21 protein-coding genes and 1 pseudogene are annotated in these 24,058 nt (G+C 62.5%); 17 read left to right on the forward strand and 5 right to left on the reverse strand.

Annotation, left to right across the window (positions count from 1 at the left end):
- Positions 1–126 precede the first annotated feature (126 nt).
- Positions 127–957 (forward strand): cell envelope integrity EipB family protein, encoded by an 831-nt coding sequence (locus tag EOA78_RS09415; protein ID WP_029352783.1) that lies wholly within the window; start codon positions 127–129, stop codon positions 955–957.
- Positions 958–989: 32 nt separating this feature from the next.
- Here EOA78_RS09415 and EOA78_RS35890 read toward each other — a convergent pair whose 3' ends face one another.
- Positions 990–1,226 (reverse strand): hypothetical protein, encoded by a 237-nt coding sequence (locus tag EOA78_RS35890; protein ID WP_164783685.1) that lies wholly within the window; start codon positions 1,224–1,226, stop codon positions 990–992.
- On the opposite strand from EOA78_RS35890, the gene EOA78_RS09420 reads away from it, so the two are divergent.
- The 15 genes and pseudogenes from EOA78_RS09420 (at position 1,225) to lpxB (ending at position 16,585) form a co-directional block, all read left to right on the forward strand.
- The gene (locus EOA78_RS09420; RefSeq protein ID WP_245477439.1) at positions 1,225–2,466 is read left to right on the forward strand and encodes a hypothetical protein; all 1,242 of its coding nucleotides are present in this window, start codon (positions 1,225–1,227) and stop codon (positions 2,464–2,466) included. The two genes, EOA78_RS35890 and EOA78_RS09420, sit on opposite strands and share 2 nt — an antisense overlap.
- Positions 2,467–2,538: 72 nt before the next feature.
- The gene (locus tag EOA78_RS09425; RefSeq protein ID WP_127314927.1) at positions 2,539–2,817 is read left to right on the forward strand and encodes a DUF4031 domain-containing protein; all 279 of its coding nucleotides are present in this window, start codon (positions 2,539–2,541) and stop codon (positions 2,815–2,817) included.
- 205 nt (positions 2,818–3,022) lie between these two features.
- Positions 3,023–3,820 carry a 30S ribosomal protein S2 gene (rpsB, locus tag EOA78_RS09430; RefSeq protein WP_077384079.1) on the forward strand — a complete coding sequence of 266 codons (798 nt, stop codon included), beginning with the start codon at positions 3,023–3,025 and terminating at the stop codon, positions 3,818–3,820.
- A 117-nt stretch (positions 3,821–3,937) separates the two neighbouring features.
- On the forward strand, positions 3,938–4,861 hold the full coding sequence (gene tsf / locus EOA78_RS09435; RefSeq protein ID WP_127210555.1) for a translation elongation factor Ts: 924 nt from the start codon (positions 3,938–3,940) through the stop codon (positions 4,859–4,861).
- A 314-nt stretch (positions 4,862–5,175) separates the two neighbouring features.
- A complete protein-coding gene (pyrH, locus tag EOA78_RS09440) occupies positions 5,176–5,898 on the forward strand; it encodes a UMP kinase (RefSeq protein ID WP_029352773.1) in 723 nt (240 codons plus the stop codon).
- Between the two features lie 123 nt (positions 5,899–6,021).
- Entirely contained in the window at positions 6,022–6,576 is a 555-nt protein-coding gene (gene frr / locus EOA78_RS09445) for a ribosome recycling factor (protein WP_077384157.1), read from the forward strand.
- A 17-nt stretch (positions 6,577–6,593) separates the two neighbouring features.
- A pseudogene (locus EOA78_RS09450) lies at positions 6,594–7,337 on the forward strand (isoprenyl transferase); the annotation flags it as partial.
- Positions 7,334–8,164 (forward strand): phosphatidate cytidylyltransferase, encoded by an 831-nt coding sequence (locus tag EOA78_RS09455; protein WP_127314929.1) that lies wholly within the window; start codon positions 7,334–7,336, stop codon positions 8,162–8,164. The pseudogene EOA78_RS09450 and the gene EOA78_RS09455, both read left to right, overlap by 4 nt.
- 115 nt (positions 8,165–8,279) lie before the next feature.
- Positions 8,280–9,422 (forward strand): RIP metalloprotease RseP, encoded by a 1,143-nt coding sequence (gene rseP / locus EOA78_RS09460; RefSeq protein ID WP_127314930.1) that lies wholly within the window; start codon positions 8,280–8,282, stop codon positions 9,420–9,422.
- Positions 9,423–9,639: 217 nt separating this feature from the next.
- Positions 9,640–11,994 carry an outer membrane protein assembly factor BamA gene (gene bamA, locus EOA78_RS09465; RefSeq protein WP_127314931.1) on the forward strand — a complete coding sequence of 785 codons (2,355 nt, stop codon included), beginning with the start codon at positions 9,640–9,642 and terminating at the stop codon, positions 11,992–11,994.
- A gap of 180 nt (positions 11,995–12,174) precedes the next feature.
- Positions 12,175–13,233, forward strand: a complete 1,059-nt coding sequence (lpxD, locus tag EOA78_RS09475; protein ID WP_127314933.1) for a UDP-3-O-(3-hydroxymyristoyl)glucosamine N-acyltransferase — start codon at positions 12,175–12,177, stop codon at positions 13,231–13,233.
- Between the two features lies 1 nt (position 13,234).
- Positions 13,235–13,693, forward strand: a complete 459-nt coding sequence (fabZ, locus tag EOA78_RS09480; RefSeq protein ID WP_127314934.1) for a 3-hydroxyacyl-ACP dehydratase FabZ — start codon at positions 13,235–13,237, stop codon at positions 13,691–13,693.
- A gap of 13 nt (positions 13,694–13,706) precedes the next feature.
- The gene (gene lpxA, locus EOA78_RS09485; protein WP_127314935.1) at positions 13,707–14,540 is read left to right on the forward strand and encodes an acyl-ACP--UDP-N-acetylglucosamine O-acyltransferase; all 834 of its coding nucleotides are present in this window, start codon (positions 13,707–13,709) and stop codon (positions 14,538–14,540) included.
- Positions 14,527–15,429 (forward strand): UDP-2,3-diacylglucosamine diphosphatase LpxI, encoded by a 903-nt coding sequence (gene lpxI / locus EOA78_RS09490; protein WP_164783688.1) that lies wholly within the window; start codon positions 14,527–14,529, stop codon positions 15,427–15,429. The genes lpxA and lpxI overlap by 14 nt, the downstream gene beginning before the upstream one ends.
- A complete protein-coding gene (lpxB, locus tag EOA78_RS09495) occupies positions 15,419–16,585 on the forward strand; it encodes a lipid-A-disaccharide synthase (RefSeq protein ID WP_127314937.1) in 1,167 nt (388 codons plus the stop codon). The genes lpxI and lpxB overlap by 11 nt, the downstream gene beginning before the upstream one ends.
- Positions 16,586–16,662: 77 nt before the next feature.
- Here the strand turns inward: lpxB and gltA are convergent, their stop codons facing one another.
- Both gltA and gltX read right to left on the reverse strand, forming a co-directional pair.
- Positions 16,663–17,991: a citrate synthase gene (gene gltA / locus EOA78_RS09500; RefSeq protein WP_065009590.1), complete on the reverse strand. Its 1,329-nt coding sequence runs from the start codon at positions 17,989–17,991 to the stop codon at positions 16,663–16,665.
- Positions 17,992–18,173: 182 nt separating this feature from the next.
- Positions 18,174–19,598: a glutamate--tRNA ligase gene (gltX, locus tag EOA78_RS09505; RefSeq protein ID WP_127314938.1), complete on the reverse strand. Its 1,425-nt coding sequence runs from the start codon at positions 19,596–19,598 to the stop codon at positions 18,174–18,176.
- Positions 19,599–19,700: 102 nt separating this feature from the next.
- Here gltX and EOA78_RS09510 point away from each other — a divergent pair, with 102 nt between their 5' ends.
- Positions 19,701–22,157, forward strand: coding sequence for a ComEC/Rec2 family competence protein (locus EOA78_RS09510; protein WP_127314939.1), 2,457 nt, complete (start codon positions 19,701–19,703; stop codon positions 22,155–22,157).
- On the opposite strand, the gene lexA is transcribed toward EOA78_RS09510, so the two are convergent.
- Both lexA and glp read right to left on the reverse strand, forming a co-directional pair.
- Positions 22,151–22,888 carry a transcriptional repressor LexA gene (gene lexA, locus EOA78_RS09515; protein WP_065009592.1) on the reverse strand — a complete coding sequence of 246 codons (738 nt, stop codon included), beginning with the start codon at positions 22,886–22,888 and terminating at the stop codon, positions 22,151–22,153. The genes EOA78_RS09510 and lexA overlap by 7 nt on opposite strands.
- A gap of 104 nt (positions 22,889–22,992) precedes the next feature.
- A partial coding sequence (gene glp, locus EOA78_RS09520; RefSeq protein WP_164783689.1) for a gephyrin-like molybdotransferase Glp occupies positions 22,993–24,058 on the reverse strand: 1,066 nt, incomplete at its 5' end.

Raw genomic sequence — 24,058 nt, forward strand, 5'->3', positions numbered from 1 at the left:
ATTGCTTGAGGACGCCGCGCAGGCCGGGCCGAAATTGCTATTTTTGCCTCGCTTCCGCCACGACTTTTTTTAAGCTGGACCCTCTTTCCTGCGGCCTGCCATCAGGCGCGATGATCGGAGCCCCTCATGCGCGCAACACGCCTCGCATTCCACGCTGTCCTGCTGCCAGCGGTGTTCTCGATGGCGCCGGCTTTTGCCGTACCGGCGCTGCAGGCGCATCGCGCGGTTTATGATCTGAGCCTGGACAAAGCCTCCGATCGCTCCGGCATTACCGGCATTTCCGGCCGCATGGTCTATGAGTTCAACGGCTCACCTTGCGAAGGCTACACGGTGAAGTTCCGCTTCGTCACCCAGATTGCCACCAACGACAATGCAACAAAGCTGACCGACCAGCAGACGACCACTTTCGAGGACGCCGAAGGCAAGACGTTCTCGTTCGTGACAAAATCCTTCGTCGACCAGAACCTCGACAAGGAGGTCAAGGGCACCGCGACGAAGGAGACGAAGGGCCTCAAGGTCGACATCGACAAGCCGGAGAAGAGCAGCCTCGAACTCGCCGCCACCCAGTTTCCGACCCAGCATCTGGCCGAACTGATCGACAAGGCCGAAAAAGGCGAAAATTTCTACGAAACCAACCTGTTCGACGGCTCGGAAGATGCCGACAAGGTGATGACCACCACCGTTGTCGTCGGCAAGAAAGCCGATGCCGACAAGGCTGATCCGGAAGCGCCGGCACTGGCGAAACTCGCCACCGACAAATACTGGCCAGTCGACATCGCCTATTTCGACGGCACCGACAAGTCAGGCGAGGAGGTGCCGGAGTACCGGATCAGCTTCAAGCTGCATGACAACGGCATCACGCGCGACCTCGTCATGGACTATGGCGAGTTCTCGATGACCGGCAAGCTCGTCAATCTGTCGTTGTTCGATCAGTCGAAAGCCTGTCCGCCGAAATAGGCTTCAGGTTAACCACGCCCGCAAGGTGGCGCCTACAGCGCCGCGCGTTCTTGCGCGTTCTTGGACGCGCAAAAGGACGCTGTAGCACTTTGATTTTGCGCATGATCCTTTCCGAAAATCGATTCCGATTTTTTGGGGTCATGCGCCATGACTTGAACACGCCGCAATTGCATCTCAACTTCTACGCCGATGGGTCGATCGGGGGGTGGGTTGAGCAGAATCGATGTGTTCGTGGCGCCGAGGCCCAATCCGGCGCTGATCAGGATCATGACTGTAGTCAACCGGGTTGTCATGCTGCATGGCATTCCCGGGGTTCGCGACGTGTTGCCGTTCAACCGCCTGGCCGGATTGCGCGGCGTCGCCAATGTCCGTCATTTCGACTTTCCCGACGACGACCGGCAGCGACTGAAGGCCTGTTGCGGCGCCGGCAAGGCGACGTTCATCACGCCCAACCATCCGGAATTCTTTACGGACTGGATGATCGACAAGGAGATCGTCTCGCAGGTCAGTCCGCTCGCGGCATCCTGGGCGACGCATGGCGTCGTCAACGGCCTCGGCCGGATCATGCAGAAATTCTGGCTGGCCAACAATCTGATCGCCCAGATTCCCGGCAACAGTGGGGCCGCCAAGGAACACTCGATCGCCTGGGCGCTGAAAGGGCATGGTGTTCTCTTGCATCCCGAAGGCGGCGTCGGCTGGCATGCAAATGTCGTCGGTTCGCTCCTTCCGGGGGCGGTCGAGATGGGGTTCGAAGCGCTCAAGCGCGGTCGCGCCACGGATCAGGATTGTAGGATTTGGATCGCGCCTGTTGTCTGGAAGCTCGCCTTCACCAAAAATGTCGAGCCGGCGCTGGCGCAGGAATGCGCGTATGTCGAGAAGAGCCTGAAGATCGAACGCCGTGCCGCCGATACGCTGCCGGAGCGCGTCCACCATGTCTATGCGACGTTGCTGTCGCGCGATGAGATTGCCTGTGGCATGGCGCCCGACGAACGAGCTTCGTATGCAGCGCGTCAGACGCAACTGCTGCTCGAATTAAGCCGGCGCCTGGGGGAGGGCATTTCGTTCGATCCCGGTGCCAACGAGATCGCCGAGCTTTTGCGCCGGTCGCGCCGTTGGCTGCGGGAAAATACCGGCGAAGCTGAGAGACAAAAACAGGTCCGCACGCTGGCGGCCACGATCCAGCGTCTCCAGCGCGTCGGACCGTGGGCCTCAGTGAACTCGCGCATCACGCAAGAGGAGATCGCCGAGCATCTGAAGCGCGTCCGCAACGACTATTGCAAGGGCACGCTGCGCGATACGATCAACCGCTTCGTGCCGCAGCCGGCCGGGCCGCGCTGCGCGCATATCCGGGTGCCGGAACCGTTGGGATTGCACGCCTTTCCGGGCTCGATCGACGATGCGCTCGCCGAATTGCACAGCCGTATGCAGGCGGCTGTCACCACGACCGTAGCCGAACTCGAAGCCGCGCGCGGCTTCATTTTCTATCCGAATCCCTTCTATCATCGCTAACGTTTGGATCTTGGCCCCAGGTGAACTGCGGCTCCGCTGGTCGGCGCAAGATGAAGGAGTGCGGCAAACCTCATGGCGGTGTATGTCGACGCGGCGATCTGGAAATGGGTCGGCCACCGCTGGTGTCATCTGCTGGCCGACGACACCGACGAGCTGCATCGTTTTGCAGCACAGCTCGGCGTCAAGCGCTCGTCCTATCAGGGGCCGCCGAAGACATCGGCGCCGCATTATGACATAACCGGCTTCGAGCGCGACCGCGCGGTGCGGCTGGGCGCCATCGAATGCAGCCGCGAGCAGATCGTTGCCGTTTTCCGGCGTGTCCGGGTGCCGAAGGGGAAGATACGACTATAGCCGGGTGCGCTGATCGCCGCACGCTGACCCGCAAGACACCGCGCCGCTTGCGTTTGCCGCGCAACCCCTCTATATGCGCGCTCATTCCACACACGGACTTTGGTGTCTGCCCGGGAGAAATCCGGCTGAAACCTCCGGTGGCGTTCGAGGACAAAGTCCAGAAATGCCTGTGTCCGTGGAGGCTAACCGGAAAGGATACTCAAGAATGGCTCTGCCTGATTTCAGCATGCGCCAGCTTTTGGAAGCTGGCATTCACTTCGGCCACCAGACTCACCGCTGGAACCCCAAGATGGCGCCCTATATCTATGGCGCCCGCAACAACATCCACATCATCGACCTGTCGCAGACGGTGCCGCTGCTGCACCAGGCGCTCAAGCAAGTTTCCGACACCGTCGCCAAGGGTGGCCGCGTGCTGTTCGTCGGCACCAAGCGCCAGGCGTCCGACATCGTCGCCGACGCCGCGCAACGCTCGGCCCAGTACTATGTCAACTCCCGCTGGCTCGGCGGCATGATGACCAACTGGAAGACGATCTCGAATTCCATCCAGCGCCTGCGCAAGCTCGACGAGATGCTGGCTGGCGAGGCCCAGGGGCTCACCAAGAAGGAGCGCCTCAACCTCGATCGCGAGCGCGAGAAGCTCGACAAGGCGCTGGGCGGCATCAAGGACATGGGCTCGACGCCCGACCTGATGTTCGTGATCGACACCAACAAGGAAGCGATCGCCATTCTCGAGGCCAAGCGCCTCGGCATCCCGGTCGTCGCCATCATCGATTCCAACTGCGACCCGGACAAGATCGATTTCCCGATCCCCGGCAACGATGACGCGGCCCGCGCCATCCAGCTCTATTGCGATCTGATCGCCAAGGCTGCAATCGACGGCATAGCTCGCCAGCAGGGCGCGCTTGGCGTCGACGTTGGCGCTTTGGCCGAGGCCCCGATCGAGCCGGCACTCGAGCCGACGCCGACCGCCGAGACACCGGCTGCCCAGACACCGGAAGCGTAACAGGGAAGGCCGGTTTCGGCCTTCATCTTTCTCATATTCTGGCGCGCTAAGCGCTGGCGCCAGGCGCATCATCGAGGACCGGTGGTGCGTCGGTGCATTTTAAACAAAGAGGCGACAATGAGTATTTCGGCTGCACAGGTCAAAGAACTCCGCGACTTGACCGGCGCGGGCATGATGGACTGCAAGGCGGCGTTGAACGAGACCAACGGCAACATGGAAGAGGCCGTCGACTGGCTGCGCAAGAAGGGCATTTCCAAGGCCGACAAGAAGGCCGGCCGTACCGCGGCCGAAGGCCTGATCGGCGTCGATTCCGGTATCCGCGAGGCGGCGGTCGTCGAGGTCAATTCTGAGACCGACTTCGTTGCCCGCAACGCCGCCTTCCAGGATATCGTCGCCAAGGTCGCCAAGGTCGCGCTCGCCTATGGCGGCAAGACCGAGGCCGTCGCAGCCGCCCCGTATCCGGGTTCCGACAAGTCGGTTGCCGACACCATCAAGGACGCTGTCGGCACAATCGGTGAGAATCTTGGCTTCCGCCGTTCGGCCAAGCTCACGGTCGAGCACGGCGCTGTCGCGACCTACGTCCACAATGCGGTTGCCGACGGCCTTGGCAAGCTCGGCGTACTGGTCGCCATCGAGACGACAGGCAACGCGCAGGCCGCCAACGCCTTTGCCCGTCAGGTCGCCATGCATGTCGCGGCCACCAACCCGATGGCGCTGACGACGGAGCAGCTCGATCCGGCCGCGGTCGAGCGCGAGAAGGCGATCTTCGCCGACCAGGCGCGCCAGTCCGGCAAGCCGGAGGCGATCATCGAGAAGATGGTCGAGGGCCGTCTGCGCAAGTTCTACGAAGAGGTCGTGCTGCTCAAGCAGGCTTTCGTGCTCAATCCCGACATCACCGTCGAGAAGGCGCTGCAGGATGCCGAGAAGGAAATCGGCGCACCGGCCAAGATCACTGCTTATCTGCGCTTCGCGCTCGGCGAGGGCATCGAGAAGGAAGAGACCGATTTTGCGGCGGAAGTCGCGGCGGCGGTCAAGAAGTAAACCGCACCCTATCTTTCTGAAAAGACCTAATGGCCGGGTGTCCGCGAGGATGCCCGGCCGATTTCTTGCGCGGTGCGGCCGGCGACGGGCCGGCTGGCTGTCTGCCGGATCTGCTCATGCCCGGATCTGCTCGTGCCCGGATCCGCTCGTGCAAGATGCATTTGCCGGCGTAAGCTAAAGGCTGGAAGAGAGTTTTCCGGTTCGGGCGCCGCGTGACATCGCGGCGCCCTTCGTGTATCGGAACCCAATGTTTCGGGGCAGCGCCTGCGCGGCGGCAGCCCGCGGCGCATCACACGCATGATAATGAGGACCAGATGACGGTGAAGCCCCTCTACCGACGTGTCTTGCTGAAAGCATCTGGCGAGGCGTTGATGGGCGAGCAGCATTTCGGCATCGACGTGTCGGTAGTCGATCGCATCGCCGCCGACATCGCCGAGGCCCGCGCCCTGGGCATCGAGGTCGGCATCGTCATCGGCGGCGGCAACATCTTTCGCGGCGTGGCGGTTGCGTCCAAGGGAGGTGACCGGGTCACCGGCGACCACATGGGCATGCTCGCCACCGTCATCAACTCGCTGGCGCTGCGCACTTCGCTGAATAAGATCGGCGTCGACGCGGTGGTGCTGTCGGCCATCGCCATGCCTGAGCTTTGCGAGAGCTTTTCGCAGCGCCAAGCGACCGCCTACATGAACCAGGGCAAGGTCGTCATTTTCGCCGGCGGCACCGGCAATCCTTTCTTCACCACCGATTCGGCCGCGGCGCTGCGCGCGGCGGAAATCGGCGCCGATGCGCTGTTCAAGGGTACCCAGGTCGACGGCGTCTATTCGGCAGATCCCAAGAAGGACCCGAATGCGACCCGCTTCGAGCGCATCAGCCATGGCGAAGTCATACGACGCGGTCTTTCGATCATGGATACGGCCGCGATTGCACTTGCGCGCGAAAACAACATTCCGATAATCGTCTATTCGATCCACGAGAAGGGTGGTTTCGGTGATATTCTGAGGGGCGGCGGCCGTTGCACGGTCGTCACGGACGACTGATCGGGAGCCCGATCCCGAACCGAAGGTTTCCCATAGGCGAAAAGCGGGAACCGGTTTTCGGATTGAGGCTTGAATACAGGGTTACCCTGAAGTGAACCCGGCTAACGGGTCGAGGAGACGATGATGAGTGGCGAATACGATGATCTCAAACGGCGCATGGACGGGGCGATCGCTGCGTTCAAGCACGATCTGGCTTCGCTGCGGACCGGCCGCGCTTCGAGCAACCTGCTCGACGCGATCCAGGTGCAGGCCTACGGCACCACCATGCCGATCAACCAGGTGGCAAACGTGTCGGTGCCGGAACCGCGCATGATTTCGGTTTCGGTCTGGGACAAGTCGATGGTCGGTGCGGTCGATCGCGCCATCCGTGAATCCAATCTCGGTTTCAATCCGATCGTCGATGGCACCAATCTCAGAATTCCGCTGCCCGAACTTAACGAACAGCGCCGCAAGGAGCTGGTCAAGATCTCGCATGGCTATGCCGAGAATGCGCGCATCGCCGTGCGCCACGTGCGCCGGGACGGCATGGAGTTTCTCAAAAAGGCGGAAAAGGACGGCGATATCAGCGAGGACGATCATCGCAAGCGGTCCGACCAGGTCCAAAAGCTCACAGACGAGATGATCGGCACCATCGACCATCTGCTTTCCGATAAGGAAGCAGAAATCATGCAGGTTTAAGGGTAGGTGACCGACCCGAAAGCGAGACTATGACAAGCCCCGCGCATGTCGCGATCATCATGGACGGAAACGGACGCTGGGCCAAGGCGCGTGGCTTGCCACGGCTTGCTGGGCATCGTGCCGGCGTCGAGGCGCTGCGCAACACGGTGCGCGCCGCTCCTGGGCTCGGCATCTCGTTCCTGACCGTCTACGCCTTCTCGTCGGAAAACTGGTCGCGGCCGAAATCCGAAGTCAGCGACCTGATGGGCCTGTTGAAAATCTTCATTCGCCGCGATCTCGCCGAACTGCACCAAAACGGCGTGCGGGTCAGGATCATCGGCGACAGGGCAGGGCTGGAGCCTGACATCAGGACCCTGCTTGAAGAGGCCGAAACCCTGACCGTCCGCAACGACGCGCTGACCCTGGTCATCGCTTTCAACTATGGCGGACGCGACGAGATCGTGCGCACAGCGCGCAAGCTTGCCTCGGCGGTGGCGCGCGGCGAGCTCGATAGCGAGGCGATCACGGCCGAATCCTTTGCCGGCTCTCTCGACACCCAGGGTATTCCGGATCCGGAACTGGTCATCCGTACCAGCGGCGAGCTCAGGCTGTCGAATTTCCTTCTGTGGCAAGCGGCCTATAGCGAGCTTGTCTTCCTGCCTTGCTACTGGCCCGATTTCAGCCGCGAGCATTTGGCCGACGCATTGCGCGACTTTGCCAGTCGCGAGCGCCGTTTCGGCGGTCTGGGCGCTCAAGACGTCGCCGTGACGGCCAAGGGATGAGCAATCTCCAGCTTCGCGTCATTTCTGCCGTCGTGCTTGCGGTCGTCACACTCAGCCTGACCTGGCTCGGCGGACTGCCCTTCCGGTTGCTTTGCGCGGCCATGACGATCCTGATCTTCTACGAATGGTCGCGAATGTGCCGCCCGGTCGCCGCCACGGGTCTTGGTTTTCTGCCGGAAGCGCTGCTTCTGGTTTTCGTCGGCGGTTTGGTCGCCGGCCTGCCTGCGTCATGGCTTCTGCTTCTTGTGGCAGTGATGGTCGTTGTCACCGTGGTCGTGGGTTCGATGCGCCAGACTTCGATGCGCCAGGCGGGACAGTGGGACGCGTCCGGCCTTGCCTATGCCGCCATTTCCGGATTGTCGCTTGCACTTTTGCGTGACGGCGATCATCCTGGTCTCGTCGCCGTTCTCTTCCTGTTCGCGGTGGTTTGGGCGACCGACATATCAGCCTATTTTGTCGGCCGCGCTGTCGGCGGTCCGAAGCTTGCACCATCGATCTCGCCCGGCAAGACGCAGAGCGGGGCCCTCGGCGGCGCTGTCGGCGGCGTGGTTGCCGGACTGCTTCTTGCGGCCGCGGCCGGAGCCGGCAATCTCGCAGTGCTCGGCGTCGTCGCGCTCGTGCTTTCGCTCGTCTCCCAGGCCGGCGATCTTTTCGAATCATGGGTGAAGCGCCGCCACAACCGCAAGGATTCGGGCACGCTGATACCGGGCCATGGCGGCGTCATGGACCGGGTCGACGGGCTTGTCGCGGCGGCTTTCGCCCTGTACGCCATCGGCTGGATTTCGGCGACCGCCGACCATCCGGCACAGGGGCTGTTTCCAGCTTGACCAGCATTGATTCCTGGCCTGGTTTCTTGACCTGCGCAGGATGCGCCATGGATTCGCCTGGATTGATGCCACAGTCGCGGTACGACCGTGCTGCGGACGAATTTGAGGACATGAGTTGAACGAGATTCTTCACGCGGTTTTCAGCACGCAAGGCTTTGTCCTCGGCACGCTGGTGCCGTTCCTGTTCGTGCTGACCGTAGTCGTGTTCGTCCACGAGATGGGTCATTATCTCGTCGGCCGCTGGTGCGGCATCGGCGTGAAAGTCTTTTCGATCGGCTTCGGCCCGGAACTCTTCGGCTTCAACGACAGCCATGGCACGCGCTGGAAACTCTGCGCCATACCACTCGGCGGCTACGTCAAATTCGTCGGCGACATGAACGCCACCTCGAGCCCGCCCAGCTCGGAGGAGATCGAAACGCTGACCGATGCCGAGCGCAAGATCGCGTTTCACACGCAGCCGGTCTGGAAGCGCGCCGCGACTGTGGTGGCCGGTCCGCTGTTCAATTTCCTGCTGACGATCGCCGTCTTCGCGGTGCTGTTTACCGCCTATGGCCGCCCTGTGATGGAGCCGATGGTGGCTGAAGTCACCGCCGACAGTCCGGCGGCGCAGGCCGGCATCCTGCCCGGGGACCGATTCGTCAGCGTCGACGGCAGCAAGGTCCAGACCTTCGCCGACGTCCAGCGCCGGGTCTCGGGCCGCGGCGGCGATGCCATCACCTTCGTCATGCTGCGCGACGGCAAGGAGATCACCGTTACGGCGACGCCGCGGTTGATGGAACAGGAGGACGCGCTGGGCAACAAGGTCAAGGTGGCCGTGATCGGCGTCGTCAACAACCAGGAATTCGGCCAACCCCGCCTGATCACCTACAGCCCGGCTGGCGCACTGGCTGCCGCGGTCGAGGAAACCGGCCACATCATCCAGGGTACCGGCCAGTTCCTGCAGCGTTTCGTCGTCGGTCGCGAAGACAAATGCCAGCTGGGCGGTCCAATCAAGATCGCAAAGATGTCGGGGCAGGCGGCAAAACTGGGCTTCGACTGGCTTGTGCAACTTGTTGCGCTGTTGTCGGTCGGGATCGGTATTCTCAACCTGTTGCCGATTCCCCCCCTCGACGGCGGCCATCTCCTGTTCTACGGCGTGGAGGCCGTCATTCGGCGACCGGTGTCGGAACGGATGATGGAGATGGGTTACAGGGCCGGCCTGCTTCTCGTCTTGGGCTTCATGGGGTTCGTTTTCTGGAACGACCTGTTTGGATGCTGAAATCATGAAGAAATTTGGCTTCGGCACAGCCAATGTTGAGACGCCGTTTACCATGCATGGGGATATGCGTGACGCGAAAGCCACGCAACAGGGTTAAGTAAATACAAATTAACCAGGAGCCTTGCGTGTAGGGAAAATCCGGTTAATACGGTAGGGGAAATTACCGCACGTCCGGTTTTCTCGCCGTGGGGACTTCGAGAAAAGGTACAAAAGCCCGATGAAGGCAGCATCCAAGTTTCTGAGCGCCGCGTCCGCGGTGGCCCTGTCCGCCGCCCTGGTCGTACCAGGTGCGCTCGCAGTGCAGTTCGTTGCCACATCGGCGGCCGAGGCCGCTGTTGTTTCAAGAGTTGAAGTCAGCGGCAATCAGCGTGTCGACGCCGACACGATCCGCAACTACGTCACGATCAAGCCCGGCAAGCCCTTTTCCAGTTCCGATATCGACGATGCGGTCAAGGCGCTGTTCGGCACCGGGCTGTTCTCGGACGTCCAGATCAACCAGGTCGGTTCGTCGCTGGTCATCAAGGTTTCCGAATATCAGGTCGTGAACCAGGTGCTGTTCCAGGGCAACAAGAAGCTCAAGGACAACGCCCTTGCGGCGGCGGTCCAGTTGAAGCCGCGTGGAACGTTCTCGCAGCAGGCGCTCGATGCCGACGTCGAGGCGGTCAAGGCTGCCTACAGGCGTATCGGCCGCGACGACGCCGCCGTGACCACCCAGATCATGGATCTCGGCGACAACCGCGTGAACGTGGTCTTCAACATCAACGAAGGCGGCCGCACGCAGATCGCCGCGATTAATTTCGTCGGCAACAGTGCCTACTCGAGCCGTCGCCTGTCCGACGTCATCTCCACCAAGCGCTCGACCATCCTTTCGTTCGTGCTGCGCGACGACGTCTATGACGAAGATAAGCTGCGCGCCGACGAGGAGCTGCTGCGCCGTTTTTATTACAATCACGGATATGCCGACTTCCAGGTGATTTCCGCGGTCGGCGAACTCGACGAAACCACCAACAAGTACACGGTGACCATCACCGTGCAGGAGGGCGACCGCTACACCTTCGGCGACGTCAGCGTCGAGAGCACGATTCCCGAGGTCGACGCTGCATCGCTGCAGTCGGCGGTCGAAACCCACAAGGGCGACGTCTACAACGCTGAGAACGTCGAAGACACCATCATTGCGTTGACCGAGAGGGTCGCCGGTTCCGGCTATCCCTTCGCCCAGGTGACGCCGCGCGGCGACCGCAATTTCGAGAACCACACCATTTCAGTGGTCTATACGATCGACCAGGGTACCAAGGCCTATGTCGAGCGCATCGAGATTCGCGGCAACGACCGGACACGCGACTATGTCATTCGCCGCGAATTCGACGTGAGTGAGGGCGATGCCTTCAACCAGGTTCTCATCCAGCGCGCGAAGAAGCGGCTGGAAGCGCTCGATTTTTTTGAAAAAGTCGAAGTTTCCACCGTTCCCGGCTCTGAGCCGGACCAGGTGGTGCTCGTGGTCGACGTGGTCGAAAAATCGACCGGCGAGTTCTCGATTGGCGCCGGCTATTCGACAGGCGGCGACACGTCAGGCCCGTCCGTCGAGGGATCGATCACCGAGCGCAACTTCCTCGGACGCGGCCAGTTCATCAAACTATCGGCGGGCGGCGGCAGGAATTCGCGCGACTACAGCTTCTCCTTCACCGAGCCCTATTTCCTCGGGCGGCGCATTGCCGCCGGTTTCGATATCTTCAACCGGACCAGGGAATACGACGACTATAAGAGCGAGACGCTAGGCGCGACAGTGCGCTTCGGCCTGCCGATCACCGACAACATCTCGACGCAGCTGGCGTACAATATCTCGCAGGAGAAGTATAAGCTCGACGATGACTGCGATCCAATGGCTGGCTGCGACATCTCTCAGGCTGTCCTAAACGGGATTGAGGAAAGCCCATGGCTCAAGTCGTCGGTCAGTCTCGCCCTGGTCTACAACACCATCGACGACATGAAGAACCCGCATGAAGGCATCTTCGCCAACGTCACCACGGAATTCGCCGGCCTCGGCGGCGACGCCAAATTCGTCAAGGTGACCGCGCGCGGCAGCGTCTACCAGACATTGTCGGAGCAGCTTGATCTGGTGGGGGTGATTTCGGGCGGGGCTGGCCATATCCAGGGCTTCGGCAACGACGACCTGCGCATCTTCGATCATTTCCAGAGCAGCGACCGCATGATCCGCGGCTTCGCCTATGGCGGCATCGGTCCGGCGGCCCCAGCACCCAGCGACGACCATCTCGGTGGCACCACCTATTTCAATGCCTCTGCGGAAGCCCAGTTCCCGATGCCGGTCATTCCGGAAAGCTTCGGCCTGCGCGGCGCAGTGTTCGCCGATGCGGCGACGCTCTATGGCAGCAAGATCGAGACTGCACTGGTCGATCAGTCGACGGTCGACATGCAGTGGCGCGCCTCTGTCGGCGTCGGTCTTATGTGGGCGTCGCCCTTTGGCCCGATCCGCATCGACTATGCGATTCCGGTCCTCAAGGAGGACACCGACGAGGTACAGGAATTCAACTTCGGTATATCGACCCGCTTCTGATCGGCGGGCAACGATGCTTCGGGGCCGTTGGCGTCCGGAAGAGAGTGATCCGACACTACAGCGCCGCGCGTCCTCTTGGACGCGCAAAGGACGCTGTAGAACTTTGATTTTGCGCATGATCCTTTCCGAAAATCGATTCCGATTTTCGGGGTCATGCGCTAGCTGGATATAGCTTCTGGAATGACCGATCCGGTGTTCTTCGCGCCATCACGCCGGTATACGGCTGGCGAAGTCGCGAATCTGACCGGCTCGGTGCTTGTTGATTCCGACCTCTCCGACATATCGATCGAAGCCTTGGCGCCGGCAAGCGAAGGCGGCGAGCACGCTCTTGTCTTCGTCGATGGCAGGCGCAACTTCGCGCTGATGCAATCGCTGCGGGCAGCGGCGGTTCTCTGTCCCGCCGAATTTGCCGGGAAAGCGCCGGCGGGCATCGCGGTTCTGGTCCATCCGCGCCCGCAACAGGCTTTCGCGATGGTCGGACGCCTTCTTTTTCCGGCGGCTGCGACACCGGCGCCGATGACCGGCGAAACCGGTATCTCGCCGCATGCCCATGTCGATCCATCGGCGCATGTCGAGGCCGGCGCGATCGTCGAGGCCGGCGCGATCATCGGCCCCCGCGCTTCTATCGGCAGCGGAACCGTCATTGCTCCTCATGCCGTCATCGGTCCCTCCTGCCAGTTCGGCCGCGACGGCTATGTCGGTCCAGGCGCCAGCATCCAGTACGCGCTTATCGGCAACCGCGTCATCATTCATGGCGGCGCCCGCATCGGCCAGGACGGTTTTGGCTTCGTGGCCGGCGCCAAGGGCCCGGAGCGCGTCCCGCAAATCGGCCGGGTCATTATCCAGGACGACGTCGAGATCGGCTCGAACACCACGGTCGATCGTGGCGCCATGTCCGACACGATCATCGGTCAAGGCACCAAGATCGACAATCTGGTGCAGATCGCTCATAACGTCCGTATCGGCCGCAACTGCATAATCGCCGGCCTTTCGGGTATTTCCGGTTCCGTAACGGTGGGCGACAACGTCACCATGGGTGGCGGTGTCGGCCTTGCAGATCACCTGACCATAGGAACAGGAGCCAAGCTTGCTGCAAGAAGCGGGTTCATGAGCAACGTCCCCGCGGGCGAGATTTGGGGTGGATACCCAGCGCAGCCGATGGCGGAAGCCATGCGGGAGATCGCGGCTCTGAGAAGACTGGCCAGGGCGCGCAAATCCGGCGACGGAGGAAAGAGCTGAAATGGTGGCGGCGACGACGCTCGAGGCGGTCGACATATTGGGGCTGATGAAGCTCCTGCCGCATCGCTATCCGTTCCTGATGATCGACCGCATCATCGACATTGATGGCGACGAGTCCGCTATCGGCATCAAGAACGTGACCATAAACGAGCCGCATTTCCAGGGTCATTTCCCGGATCAGCCGGTCATGCCGGGCGTGCTGATCGTCGAGGCGATGGCGCAGACGGCCGGCGCCATCTGCATCCGCAGCCTTGGCACCGAAAAACCGTCGCTGGTCTATTTCCTGACCATCGACAATGCCAAATTCCGTAAACCGGTCGTTCCCGGCGACCAGTTGAAGATCCATGTGAAGAAAATCAAGAAACGCGGCAACCTTCTCAAATTCGCCTGCGAGGCTCTGGTCGACGGCGTCAAGGCCGCGGAAGCCGAGATCTCGGCGATGATGATTACGAGCGACTGACGATCGAATGCTTATGAAAATCCAGACAGTCATCCATCCATCGTCGGTCATCGAGGCCGGCGCAAAAATCGGTGAAGGCGTCCGCGTCGGGCCATTCTGCCACATCAGCGCCGACGCGGTGATCGGCGACCGCGTCGAACTGGTCAGCCACGTCTCGGTGAAGGGCGCGACCATCATCGGTGCGTCGACCAAAGTGTATCCGATGGCGACACTGGGCGCGCCGCCGCAGAACACCAAGCACAAGGGCGGCCGCACCACGCTGGTCATCGGCGAGAACTGCACGATCCGCGAAGGCGTGACCATGCACCTCGGCACCGATTCCAGCCGCGGCGAGACGACGATTGGCGACAACGGCAACTTCCTTGCCTACGCCCACATCGCCCATGACTGCATCGTCGGCAAGAATGCCACCTTCGCCAATCAGGCGACGCTGGGCGGCCATTGCGAGATCGGCGACAACGTCTATATCGGTGGCCTCACCGCCGTTCATCAGTTTGTCCGCGTCGGCGACAACGCCTTTCTCGGCGGTTGCTCGGCAATCGTCGGGGATGTCATTCCCTACGCCATCGCCGTCGGCAATCGCGCCAGCCTTCGCGGCCTCAACATCATCGGCCTGAAGCGCGCGGGCCTGCCGCGCTCCGAGATCCATACGCTGCGCAAGGCCTACAGGACGATCTTCGATCGCTCCCGAACCGTCGGCGAGAACGTCGAGTTCGCCAAGGCGGAATTCGCCTCGTCACCGACCGCCATGAAAATTATCGATTTCATCGCCAGTCGCGGCAAGCGGCACTATGCCGTCCCATCGCTCAAGGCTGGCGACGGCGACGATGCAGATGACAAAGATTGAGGCCACCCGGACGGGCCTTGATCTCGCGCCAGACGCCAAGGTCGGCATCATTGCCGGCGGCGGCAGTCTGCCGGTCGAAGTTGCGATCAGCCTGGCCGCACAAGGCTATCCGCCCGTCATTATCCTGATCGAAGGCGAAGCCGACCGCAAGTCCGAGCTCAGCGGCTACGAGCGTGAGAATCTCGCTCTGGAAGATATCGGTTCACTCGCTTCGTTGCTGAAGCGCCGACGGATCAGCCATCTGGTTCTTGCCGGCGAGATCAGGCGCCGGCCTCGATTGATCGACATGCGCCCGAGCCTTGGCTTGCTTGCCGTCGTTCCTTCGGTGGTCATGGCGCTTGCCCGCGGCGACGACGGCCTGCTGAAGGTTTTGACGCGGGCCCTGGAGGCGCGTGGCGTCAAGGTGGTCGGCGCCCATGAGATCGTGCCGGAACTGGTCGCGGCCGAAGGCGCGCTGACCAAGGCTATGCCGCGGAAATCCGACTGGCGCGACATCGAAGCGGCGCATGCGGCGGCAAAGGCCATCGGCGCGCTGGATATCGGCCAGGCGGCTGTTGCGATCGGCGGCCGCGCCATCGCGCTGGAAGGCGTCGAGGGCACTGACGGATTGCTCGAACGAACAAGGCAGTTGCGCGGCCATGGCAGGCTGGCCGGCAGAACGCGCGGCGTCCTGGTCAAATGCGCAAAGCCCGGCCAGGAATTGCGCGCCGATCTGCCCTCCATCGGCCCGCAGACGATCGAGGCGGCGCATGCCGCCGGACTTGCCGGCATTGCCGTCGAAGCCGGCCGCTCGCTGGTTCTGGAAGGCCCTACGGTCGTTGCCCGCGCCAATGCGCTCGGCCTGTTCGTGATCGGCCTGCCTGCTGCGGAGCCGATGCATGGCGACTGAGAAACCGCTGAAGATCGCCATCGTCGCCGGCGAGGAATCCGGCGACCTGCTTGGCGCCGACATCGTAGCGTCGCTCAAGCGCGCGACCGGCCGCGAGGTCCGGCTTGTCGGCATCGGTGGCCGGCATTTGCAGGCGCTCGGCCTCACGCCGCTCTTCGACGGCGGCGAGATCGCGCTGATGGGCCTGAGCGCCATCCTGCGCGACCTGCCGCGCCTGATGCGACGGATCAGCCAGACGGCCGATGCGGTCGCCGGTGAAAAGCCCGACTGCCTCATCACCATCGACAGCCCGGATTTTTCGCTGCGCGTGGCGAAGAAGGTGCGTGCCGCCGATCCGGCAATCCCGATCGTCCACTATGTCTGCCCGAGCGTCTGGGCGTGGCGGCCGGGCAGGGCGCTGGCGATGAAACCGTATGTCGATCATATCCTCTGCATCCTGCCTTTCGAGGTGAAGGAGCTCGCCCGCCTCGGCGGTCCGCCCGGGACCTATGTCGGCCATCGCCTTACGCACGATCCGGGCGTGCTCGGCGCTGCCAAGGCGCAAAGCCTGCCGCGCGACCTGTCCGAGGATCGTGTGAAGACACTGCTTGTGCTGCCCGGCTCGCGTCGCGGTGAGGTGCGACGGCTGGTTGGCCCGTTCGGCAAGACGATCTCGATCCTACGCGCACGCGGACACCGCTTGCGCCTGCTGTTGCCGACGGTGCCGCATGTCGCCGACCTGGTCAGGGCTTCGGTGGCAAGCTGGGACGAGAAGCCGGAGATCATCCTTGAGACCGAACGCAAATGGCAGGCCTTCGGCAAGGCCGATGCAGCGCTGATCGCATCGGGAACGGTGTCGCTGGAACTGGCGCTGTCGGGCGTGCCGATGATCTCCTGCTACCGGCTCGATCCGGTCATGCGGATTGCCCAGCGCCTGATCACCGTATGGAGCGCCGCCTTGCCCAATCTCATCGCCGATCGCCCGATCGTGCCGGAAAGCTACAACGAATATGTGCGGCCGCACTATCTGGCGCGGCAGTTGGAGGCGCTTTTTTCCGACACCCCCTATCGCGCATGGCAGAAGGACGGTTTTGCCGAGGTGGCCAGACGCATGGCCGTTGACAAACCTTCCGGCGATATCGCTGCGGGGGTCGTGATGAGATACATCAAAGGGTGAGTAGTGAGTAGTGAAGATAGCAGAGCACCGCTCGGCGTCTGGAATTCCTATTACTACTCACTACCACTTCTTCTATTTCACCGTTTAGCAATCGGCACGTAGTCGCGTTCCGGCGCACCTGTATAGAGCTGGCGCGGGCGACCGATCTTCTGGTGCGGATCCTCGATCATCTCTTTCCACTGCGCGATCCAGCCGACGGTACGGGCGACCGCGAACAGCACGGTGAACATGGTGGTGGGGAAGCCCAGCGCCTTCAGCGTGATGCCGGAATAGAAATCGACGTTCGGATAAAGCTTCTTCTCGATGAAATAGGAGTCGGTCAGCGCGATCTTTTCCAGTTCCATGGCGATGTCGAGCAGCGGATCATCCTTGATGCCGAGTTCGCCCAAAACCTCATGTGCGGTCTTCTGCATGATCTTGGCGCGCGGATCGTAGTTCTTGTAGACGCGGTGGCCGAAGCCCATCAACCGGAACGGATCGTTCTTGTCCTTGGCGCGGGCGATGAATTCCGGGATGTGGTCGACATGGCCGATCTCGCCCAGCATGTTCAAGGCCGCCTCGTTGGCGCCGCCATGAGCCGGTCCCCACAGGCAGGCGATGCCGGCGGCGATGCAGGCAAACGGGTTGGCGCCCGACGAGCCGGCGAGGCGAACGGTCGAGGTCGAGGCGTTCTGCTCGTGATCGGCATGCAGGATGAAGATGCGCTCCATCGCACGCGCCAGCACCGGATTGATCTTGTATTCCTCACACGGCACGGCAAAGCACATATGCAGGAAGTTGGCCGCGAAATTCAGCTCGTTTTTCGGGTAAATGAAGGGCTGGCCGATGTGGTACTTATAAGCCATCGCCGCGATCGTCGGCATCTTGGCGATCAGCCGCATCGACGCGACCATGCGCTGGTAGGGGTCCGAGATGTCGGTGGAATCGTGATAGAAGGCTGACAGCGCGCCGACCACGCCGCACATCACCGCCATCGGGTGCGCGTCGCGGCGAAAGCCGGTGAAGAAGCGCGACATCTGCTCGTGCACCATGGTGTGGCGCGTCACTCGGTAGTCGAAATCGTCCTTCTGCGCCTTGGTCGGCAATTCGCCGTAGAGCAAGAGATAGCAGACTTCGAGGAAGTCGCCATGCTCGGCCAACTGGTCGATCGGATAGCCGCGATGCAAAAGGATGCCGGCATCGCCATCGATGAAGGTGATTTCCGACTCGCAGCTTGCCGTCGAAGTGAAGCCGGGATCATAAGTGAACGCCCCGGTGGTGCTGTAAAGCGAGCCGATATCGATGACGTCCGGTCCGACCGAGCCGCTTCGCACCTTGAGTTCGTGAGTTTTGCCGCCGAATTCAAGTTTCGCAGTCGACGCGTGGGTTTTGCCGCCAAATTCCATTTTTGTCGCAGCTTCGGACATTGCAAACTCCTTTAGGTTTTCTCAGTGCCGGCAAAGGCGAAATATCTGCAACGCAACACGTCGAAAGCACCGGAGTTCGCGCGTTTGCGCCCGCAATTGGATTTGCGTGCCAAATTGGGCCAAGATCTAATGTTGCACTGCGAAACCCACCTTTCAATGCCAATCTTCTTGGGCCAGTTTTGCTAATCGATTTGATCCGCGACGCGCGCCAGGCTTTCCTCGCGGCCAAGCACGGCAAGCACGTCGAACACGCCCGGCGAGGTGCTTTTGCCGGTGAGCGCGGCGCGCAATGGTTGGGCCACAGCGCCGAGCTTATGGCCGCCGGCCACCGCATATTCCCGGATCGCAGCCTCCGCTGCTTCGGCCGTCCAGTCGCCTGAAATCGCCTTCAGCGCCGCATGAGCACCCCGCAGGATCTCGCGCGCATCATCGCCGAGCAGCGCCGCCGCCTTCTCGTCGATCCGCAGCGGCCGCTCGGCAAACAGGAAGGCGGCACCGTCGGCCAGCTCGACCAGTGTCTTGGCCCGCTCCTTTAAGCCGGGCAGGGCGGCGAGCAACTGCGCCTTGCGCGTGTCGTCGAGGCGCCCTGCGATCGCCGGGCCGCCTTCCAGATAGGGCAAAGTGGCGATGAAGATATCGAGCAATTCGGCGTTCTTCATGCGGCGCATATGCACGCCGTTCAGCGCCTCGAGCTTGGCGAAGTCGAAGCGGGCGGCCCCCTTGTTGACGTCGCCGATGTCGAACCAGGCAATCATGTCGGCGATCGACATGACCTCGTCGTCGCCGTGGCTCCAGCCGAGCCGCGCCAGGTAGTTGAGCAGTGCCTCAGGCAGGTAGCCCATGGCACGATAGGCTTCGACGCCTAGGGCACCGTGCCGCTTCGACAGCTTGGCACCGTCGGCGCCATGGATCAGCGGGATATGCGACATCGACGGCACGTCCCAGTTCATGGCTTGATAGATCACCATCTGGCGGGCGGCATTGGTCAGATGGTCGTCGCCGCGGATGATGTGGGTGATGCCCATGTCATGGTCGTCGACGACGACGGCATGCATATAGGTCGGATTGCCGTCCGAGCGCAGGATGATGAAATCGTCGAGATCCTTGTTGGGGAAGCGGACTTCGCCCTGCACGCGGTCATGCACCACCGTCTCGCCGCCGGCCGGCGCCTTGATGCGGATCGCGCCCTTGGCGCCGGCCGGCGCCTCCGACGGGTCGCGGTCGCGCCAGCGGCCGTCATACCGAGGAGGCAGCCCCTTGGCACGCGCGCTCTCGCGCATCGCCTCCAGCTCGGCCGGCGTCGCATAGCAGTAATAGGCTTTGCCGAGCCGCACCAGCTCCTCGGCGACCGCGCGGTGGCGCGGCGCGCGCTCGAACTGCGATACCGGCTCGCCGTCCCAGGTGAGGCCGAGCCAGGCGAGCCCATCGAGAATGGCAGCGGTTGCCGCATCGGTCGAACGCTCACGATCGGTGTCCTCGATGCGCAGCAGCATCTTGCCGCCAGTGTGTTTCGCATACAGCCAGTTGAACAGCGCCGTGCGCGCCCCGCCAATATGCAGGAAGCCGGTGGGCGAGGGGGCAAAACGGGTGACGACCTTGTCGGACATGGAACTCTCAGGCAAGCGCAGGAAACGGATGTGGTTGCGCGGACTTTCGCGCGTCGCGCGTTCATGTAGCATAGGAGGTCAAGGGCGCAAGGGGCAGACCCGATGGCTGGACCAGGCCGGGGCGTGGACGAGAGCGAGGGCGCGATCACAAGCGTCAGCGAACGATCGCTGTTTGCCGACGTTCCTCACGCCGAGCCGCTGCCCGCTTCGCTGCCTGCATCGCACCCGGCCACCCAGCCTCTTTCGCCGGACCGCTCCGCGCCAATACCGGCTCCACAACCCGGGCCTGTCATTCGTTTCCGCCGACAGCTCAGCCATCTTTCACCATCCGGTATCCGCAACAGCGTGGCCTCGGCAGCCGGCCTGGAACTCGACCGCGGCGTCGCCTTCCTGCTGGTGCCGGTTTTTCTGGCGTGCGGGGTGATCGTCTATTTTTCGCTTGCCGTCGAACCGGACTTTCCGCAGCCCATTGCCGTCGCGGTCCTCACGGCATTGTGTGCGGCTGTCACCCGCTCATGGCGCAAGACGCATCTGTGCTTCATGGCAGCGTTGCTGTGCGCATTCGGTGTTCTCGCCGCCAAGGTTGAAACCTGGCGCGCGGGAACGCAGATGCTCGGTTCGGAAATCCAGACCCAGCTCACCGGCCGTGTCGTTAGGCTCGATCAGATGGCGAACGGCCGGATCAGGCTGACCATCGACGTGATGTCGACCGCCCGGCCGACACTGCGTTATGCACCGGGACGTGTCAGGGTTTCGGCACGCAAAATTCCCGCTGAGATGACTGCAGGCTCGGTGGCAACCGGTTATGTGAGGCTTTTGCCTCCGACTGGCCCGGTTAGGCCGGACAGTTATGACTTCTCCTTTGACAGCTATTTCGCCGGTATCGGTGCCAGTGGCTTTTTCCTCGGCAATCCGAAGATCGTCGTTTCCGAGGATGCGCCGCTCGCCGCGCGCCTTTCTTCCTCGATCGAAAAGGCGCGCGAAAACATTGCCGACCATATCAGGGACAGCATTGGTGGCGCCGAGGGGGAGATTGCCGCCGCACTGATGGTCGGCGTGCGTGCCGGCATTCCCGAAGAGATAAACGAATCGATGCGGCGCACCGGCATCTACCACATCATCTCGATTTCCGGCCTGCACATGGCGCTTGTCGCCGGCACGATCATGGGATTGCTGCGCGGCGCCTTTGCGCTGTTTCCCGATTTTTCGTCACGCCGGCCGGTCAAAAAATATGCGGCTGCTGCCGCACTCCTTTCCATCGCTGCCTATCTCATTTTTTCCGGTATCGTGGTCGCGGCTGAACGCAGCTTCATCATGCTGGCGGTAATGCTTGTCGCCGTGCTGTTCGACCGAGCGGCACTTACCATGCGCAATCTGACGGTTTCTGCCATCGCCGTCATCGTCGTGTCGCCGCACGAGGTGGTCGGCCCAAGCTTCCAGATGTCCTTCGCCGCGACTGCTGCTCTCGTGGGCGCCTATGCCGGCTGGTCCGACTATCGTACCGACAGGGCCACGGCGCCGCCACAGCGACGGTCGCCGGTCGCTTTCGTCACGCGAAAACTCGCCGCTGGGACAGGTACCATCGCAATGACCTCCATCATTGCCGGCAGCGCCACCGCGCTCTTCGCCATCTGGCACTTCCAGCGCGTATCGCCGCTTAGCCTGTTCGCCAATCTGGCGGTCATGCCAATCGTCACGGTCGTCATGTTCCAGGCTGTCCTCAGCGCTCTGGCAATGCCTTTCGGCTTCGACGGACCTTTCCTCTACATGATGGGCAAGGGACTGACGGCCATGATCGCAATATCGGGATGGATTTCCGAGCGGTCGCCGGTCGATGCAGTCGGGCTGATCTCGTTGCAGTCGGTTCTGCTGGTGACGGTCGCCCTGGTCATCGCCACGATGGCGACGACATGGTTGCGGCTTGCGGCACTTCCCTTTGCGCTCGCCGGCCTGCTGACGATTTCCGACACGCGCACCCCCGATGTGCTGATTTCGGAAGATGCGCATCTGGTGGCGCTGCCGATCGGCGGCGGCGAACTTGCCGTCAACCGGGTGCGTTCGAACGAATTCACCACCGACAACTGGAAACATGCGCTGGTTTCAGCGACCATTGTCGAGCCGGAAAAATTCGAAAAAGGAGACGTGCGGTTCGACATCGCCGACCCGGCCGACCTGCCGCCGGGAGCGCCCTTTTACTGCACTGCCGGCCTGTGCCTCGCCCGACACCCGTCCGGCGCGATCATCGCACTCGCCGACGACCGCAAAACCGCACGGCCAGCCTGTGCCTATGCGGATTTGATCGTCATCGACGATGCCACAGCCTATTATAATCCCTGCCGCAATCCGCTGGTTCTCGTCGTCACCAAACGGCAGCTCGCTCGCATGGGCAGTGCCGCCGTCTTCTTCGATCCGCTATCAGCGACGACGCGCGCAGAAATCCGTTTTGCCGTCAGACAGCCATATAGGCCTTGGCACGAGCAGCGGAGATTTTCGCGCGAGGCGAGGGGCTTGCCGCAATACCGCAGGGCCGAGAAACCCAAGAAGCCTGCCGCTCAGTAACGCCGGATCAGTCCGACGAGCTTGCCTTGCACCTTGACCCGGTCCGGCCCGAAGATGCGCGTCTCATAGGCCGGATTGGCGGCTTCCAGTGCGATCGAGGCGCCCTTGCGGCGGAACCGCTTCAGCGTCGCTTCCTCCTCGTCGACCAAGGCGACGATGATCTCGCCAGGCTGGGCGGTGTCGGCGTTGCGGATGATAACCGTGTCGCCGTCGAAAATGCCGGCCTCGATCATCGAATCACCCTTGACCTCCAGCGCGTAGTGCGTGCCGCCGGTGATCATGTCCGGTGGTACCGAGATCGAATGCGTCTGGTGCTGGATGGCGTCGATCGGCACACCGGCAGCGATGCGGCCCATCACCGGTATGGAGATGGTGGCAACGACGTCGTCGTCATTGCCGGCCGCGGGCAGGCGCGAAGGCGCCGGTTTGATTTGTCGTCCGAGGCTGCCCTGCCCAAGGCTGCCCTGAATGACGCTTGGCGAGAATTTGCGCGCCGCATTGAGGCCGGGCGCGATCGAATCGGGCAGGCGCAGCACCTCCAGCGCGCGGGCCCGGTTGGGCAGGCGGCGAATGAAACCGCGCTCCTCCAGCGCCGTGATCAGCCGATGGATCCCCGACTTGGAGGCGAGGTCGAGCGCTTCCTTCATCTCGTCGAACGAGGGCGGAATGCCGCTTTCCTTCAGCCGCTCGTGGATGAACATCAGCAGTTCATGTTGTTTGCGTGTCAGCATCGCGACCCCCAACAGAATCAGAAAAACAAACCCAGAACAAACACTATCTGTTCCAGTTGTGTTCCGCAACCGTTTAAAGTTTAATGAATGTGTTGACGTTTTGTTCAGCGTAGCATCAGCACGCTGCACGCGGCGCCCGTCGCGGCTGGGGGAGCGAATGGCTCGCGCACGATCAGCCCGTTGGCGTCGGCCAGCATTTTGAGCATCGAGGAATCCTGGATGCCGAACGGGGTCGCCAGTGGCGTGCCGGCTTCTTCTTCCTTCACCACCGCGCGTACATAGTCCTGCCTAAGATCGTTGGCTGGCATGGCGGCGCCGAGCCGCGCCTGACGCATGTCCTGCCGGAAGGCCCGGCCGCCGAGCCGCGCAAGCAGCGGCTTCAGAAAGAGCTGCGTGCAGACCAGGCTCGCCACCGGATTGCCAGGCAGGCCGATGCAGCGGATGTCGCCCAGCCGCCCGAACATCAGCGGCTTGCCCGGCCGCATGGCGATTTTCCAGAAATCGAGCGTCATGCCTTCGCCGGTCAGCACGTCATGGACCAGATCATGGTCGCCGACCGAGGCGCCGCCCAGCGTGACGATGACGTCGGCGTCTGCGTCGACCGCCTGTTTCACCAGCGTGGCGATCGCCTCCTTGCGGTCGGGGGCGATGCCGAGATCGAGCGCGCTTGCGCCGACCGAGCGGGCCGCGGCGGCGACGCCATAGGCATTGGACGAGATGATCTGGTCGGGGCCAAGGCCGCTGCCCGGCGGCAGCAATTCGTCGCCGGTGGCGATGATGGCGACCAGCGGCCGTTTCACCACGCTGACCTGCGGGTGGTTGGCCGACGCCGCCAGCGACAATGCCGCCGGATCAAGCGGGCGGCCTTTCTCCAGCAGGACGTCGCCCTTCGAGAAATCGAGCCCGAGGCGGCGGATGTTGCGGCCTTCAACCGTCGACGCGGTCACTTCGACGCTGCCGCCGCCGAGATCCCTGGCATTCTCCTGGATGACGATGGTGTCGGCGCCTGCAGGAAGCGGCGCGCCGGTGAAGATGCGCACGGCCTGCGCCGGGCCGACTGTTCCGGCAAAGCCGCGCCCGGCCGGCGCCATGCCGATCACCGAAAGTCTTGCGGGCACGGACGCGACGTCCTCGGCCCGCACGGCATAGCCGTCCATGGCGGACGCGTTG

Origin of the sequence: Mesorhizobium sp. M5C.F.Cr.IN.023.01.1.1 (assembly GCF_003997585.1) — a bacterium.
Classification (GTDB): domain Bacteria; phylum Pseudomonadota; class Alphaproteobacteria; order Rhizobiales; family Rhizobiaceae; genus Mesorhizobium; species Mesorhizobium wenxiniae.